2 protein-coding genes, 1 tRNA gene and 1 pseudogene are annotated in these 3,740 nt (G+C 64.3%); all 4 read right to left on the reverse strand.

The window, feature by feature from the left end:
- Nucleotides 1–115: 115 nt before the first annotated feature.
- Nucleotides 116–958, reverse strand: coding sequence for a hypothetical protein (locus ACFMO5_RS02475; protein WP_376791192.1), 843 nt, complete (start codon nt 956–958; stop codon nt 116–118).
- A gap of 40 nt (nt 959–998) precedes the next feature.
- Nucleotides 999–2,039, reverse strand: a complete 1,041-nt coding sequence (locus tag ACFMO5_RS02480; protein WP_376791193.1) for a CAP domain-containing protein — start codon at nt 2,037–2,039, stop codon at nt 999–1,001.
- Between the two features lie 897 nt (nt 2,040–2,936).
- A tRNA-Ser gene (locus ACFMO5_RS02485) sits at nt 2,937–3,028 on the reverse strand.
- Between the two features lie 128 nt (nt 3,029–3,156).
- A pseudogene (locus ACFMO5_RS02490) lies at nt 3,157–3,740 on the reverse strand (ABC transporter ATP-binding protein); the annotation flags it as partial.

A 3,740-nucleotide genomic window follows, 5' to 3' on the forward strand; every position in this document is an offset into this window, starting at 1 on the left:
GCCGCTTATGCGGCCCGCCCCGCATGGAAACCCCACGAATTTTGGCGCACCAGCTGTGTGCGGGGTGATCCCCGATGGAAGGGAGAGGATCTTCCTCCCAAACGCAGCGAGCAGATCACCGCTGCCACCAATCCTTACGGGACCGCGGGTCCATAAACGCGTTGTTGTCCCGCACCCCCACATCGATCTGAACGCCCCGCGCGCGGCCGATGGGCTGCCCGCCCCGCACCGCGGGCAGCCGCCCCCGCCCGTTGGCGTTCCACTGTTGATAGAGCGCGAGCAGGGAAGGCTCCACGCAGATGCCGGTGATATAGACGGTGTATCCTCGCGCTGTGCTGTCTTCGCCGGTGTATTTCAGCGTGATCTGTTGGGGGTCCGCATACAGGACCAAGGCGTCGAACCCGTTTCCGATGTCGTAGCCGCTGTCCGGGACGTAGATCACCTCGCCGGGGCTCACCGCGAAGCCCGCGACGCTGACCGGGGGCCAGCCATCCGGCGGGGGCAGCCGCCGATGGTTTTGCCAGTCCCAGCCGTTGTTCTTGTAGACGTTTCGGAAAACCGGGATCCGATGATCGCCGAAGAGGAAGCGGAACTGCGGCGCGTTGGGGTCGAACCCCCCGGCATAATCGACGAGCCCCTTGTACTCGTTGACGGGCACATAGCCCAGGAGGAGCAGGTTGTAATCCGGGTTGTCGGCGACGTTGAAGGAGACGGGATGGATTACCGGGAAGGTGTCGTAAGAGGCCCCCGGTATCGGCTGGCAGATCGCGCGGGAGATGAGAGGAAGATAGACCCGGTAGGTGGCTTCCGCTCGGTAAGCGGGCGGAGGGGTGGTGGACAGGTTCGCGTTGGAGAGCGAGGCCACCCCGGACCCCTCGGAAACCCCGTAAAGGATCCAGGCGAGCGCTATGGAAGCCACCCAGCCGGTTCCTGCGATCCATCGTCCACGCCATGACATAACGATCTCCTTCGTTCCGAGGCTACGGAGCGCCGGGCCTTCAGCGGATCTTTACGTCTTGCTCTTGTCCAGCGGCCGCCTGGATGCCGCTCGAGGCGACGTAGAACGACCAGGTATAGGTCTGCCCGTTCACCGTGACGGAGACCGTGTAGCGGGATCCAGGGGAGAGCGGATCTTTGGGGAGGATCACAATCGCATCCCGACTGTCCAGGATCAGACGTCCGAGCTGTTGCTGATTTGGATCGGTCGGGTTGGTGTAAGTCGTCTCGTCGAACACACAATGTTCCACCGGGACTTCATCGCGCTTCAGGCTATGAGCGGTTACATTGGGGGTCAGGGAGCCGGTTCCCAACAGCAACAGGATGGGGACGCCCGTGGGGGCCGTGTAACGACAGTGGGCCAGGGGGTCCGGATATTCCCCGACCCGAAAGGCGCGCAGCGAGGTGGTGCTGCCGTCGCCCGGCCAGCGGATCGGGAGGGAGACGCCGGCCACGCTGGTTCCCAGCCCGCGGATCACATCCAAGGCGGCCCCCATCTGCCATCCGCCATCCGCCTCCCGATACGAACCATATCCCACCCGCATCAGCCGGGGATCCAGCATCCCCACGGCGTGGAAGGGGGCCTGCATCCACACATCGATGGCATAGGCGTCAGAGGCCGTGGCGTTGGAGCTGACCATCACGTTCGCGTTACGTCCACACGTGTCACCTTCCGGGGTATACCAGGGGTTGTTAGGATCTTCCCGATGGGTGATCACGTCGTTCTTCACCATATATCGGGCGTGCTGGCTGCAGCCCTCGTTCCATTCGGGGTTCTCGGCCACCGGCGGCAACCCGGCCATGGCCCGATAGGCGTTCAGGCGGGAGAGCCATTCCGGAAGGGCGCTGGCGGGCGCGCGGAGAACCAGGGGTAGGAACACGCGATAAGTGGCGGCTGTCTCGGCCGCCTCGACTGGGGAGCCGGGGCCCAGGAGGAGGCTGGAAGCGCTTTGAGGGCTTCCCGAATGGAAGAACATCCCCAGGAGGATGCCCATCAGCGCGAGCGCCGAAGTCCCTCTTCGAATTCCCCACCTGCGTTGCATCCCCCCCATCCTTGCGTTTGATTTGGGTTGGTTATAATCATTTTACTCAGTTGGATCTGGGTTGTCAAATATAGAGCGAAGGATGGCGGCCTGCTCATGCCCCATGTCCGCTTCCTTCCCTTCCTGTGCTGTGGAACAATCTGGGAAGGGACGAGGGGGGCGACCGGGTGCCTGCGGGCGAGGGCGCTCGAGAGAGGTCCTTCGCTCCACCAGCACCACTCCCATCGGGGTTTGGGCAGGGGTGTGGGCGACGGTGGCGGTGAGTATAGGGTGAGTTTGCTTTAGGGTTTTAGAGACAGGGGTGGGGATGATTCGGGAGACAGTGATCTACCGATGCACCCGTTGTGGCGGCCCGGACATCGTCCGCAACGGACGCAATGCCCGCGGGGGCCCCAAATCCTTGTGTAAAGATTGCGGCGCCAGCCGGGTTCTGAAGTCCAAAGTGCTTACACTAAGGAGCAAAAGGAGCGGGCCAGCATGCGGGCGGTGCAACGGCTGTTGGGGGTGAGCCGTCCCACCCGGATCGCGCGGCTTAAAAAAGCGCGCCCATCCCCCCATCCGGGCCACCCTTAATTCCCGCTCCGGAAGGGGATGAGTTGGAACCGGATGAGCTGTGGAGCTTTGGGGGGAGCGAAAAGCGCTTCCTTTGGCTTTGGAGGGCATGATGTCGGCGAACCCGTCCGGTGGTCGAGAGGGTGCGGGGAGATCGGAGGGAGGAGACCGGTCGCCGGCTCGGGGATGCCCGACCTCCCGATGATCCGCAGAAATGCCGAAGTGTCAGCGATCTTTGGGCGGCGTGTCTTCAAGTTCTCCCCCGAACGTCATCCGGCGGTTTCCAGCTTGAAAAACGACCTGGGCCCCTGAGGGGGGATCGACGCGCTCAGGGGCCCAGGTGGCTGGCGGAGGGGGTGGGATTCGAACCCACGAGGGGCAGAAACACCCCTACGCGCTCTCCAGGCGCGCGCCTTCGTCCACTCGGCCACCCCTCCGGACACTATCAATTATAGCAAACCCCTGAGGGTTTTTGGGAACCTTTCGGGCACCCATCAGGGATGCCCCTGCCGGCTGTTGTAGGCGCACCCCCTGCGCCTGCCCCTACCGGGGGACGCGAACGCCCCTACGCCAGCGGCCAGATCAAGACATCCGCCGCTGGGATAGTTAATGCAAGCCGATCGCCTGGGCGCGCCTGCAGCCGGTTCATGGGGAACCACAGGCGAAGCTGTCCCTCCCCGATCCGCAGCCACAGCTCCACATAGAGCCCTCGAAAGACGCGGGCGATCACCTCGCCGGCCACCTCATTGAAGGGCCCCGTCGCCCCCGCCTGGAAGGTATGGCGGATCAGCACGAACGCTCGAGCGTGCGGCCGCAGGGGCCCTCGCGGGCGGCCTTGCAGCGGACCGAGCGGGGTCCGGACGCGAGCGATCTCCCCGACGGCGATGACCTCCCCCTCCACCAAGGTGCCCAGGTCGAGGAAGCGGGCGACGAAAGGGGTCGCAGGGTCTTGATATAAAGCCTCCGGTGTCCCGATCTGCTCGACCCGGCCTTGATGGAGGATCAACACCCGATCGGCCACCGCCATCGCCTCGCTCTGATCGTGGGTCACATAGAGGGCGGTCATCCGCTCCGCTTTCAGGATCTCCCGGATCTCCCCCATCAGCTGCTCCCGCAGCGCCCGATCCAGGGACCCCAACGGCTCGTCCA

It is taken from the genome of Thermoflexus sp. (assembly GCF_042408365.1).
Classification (GTDB): domain Bacteria; phylum Chloroflexota; class Anaerolineae; order Thermoflexales; family Thermoflexaceae; genus Thermoflexus.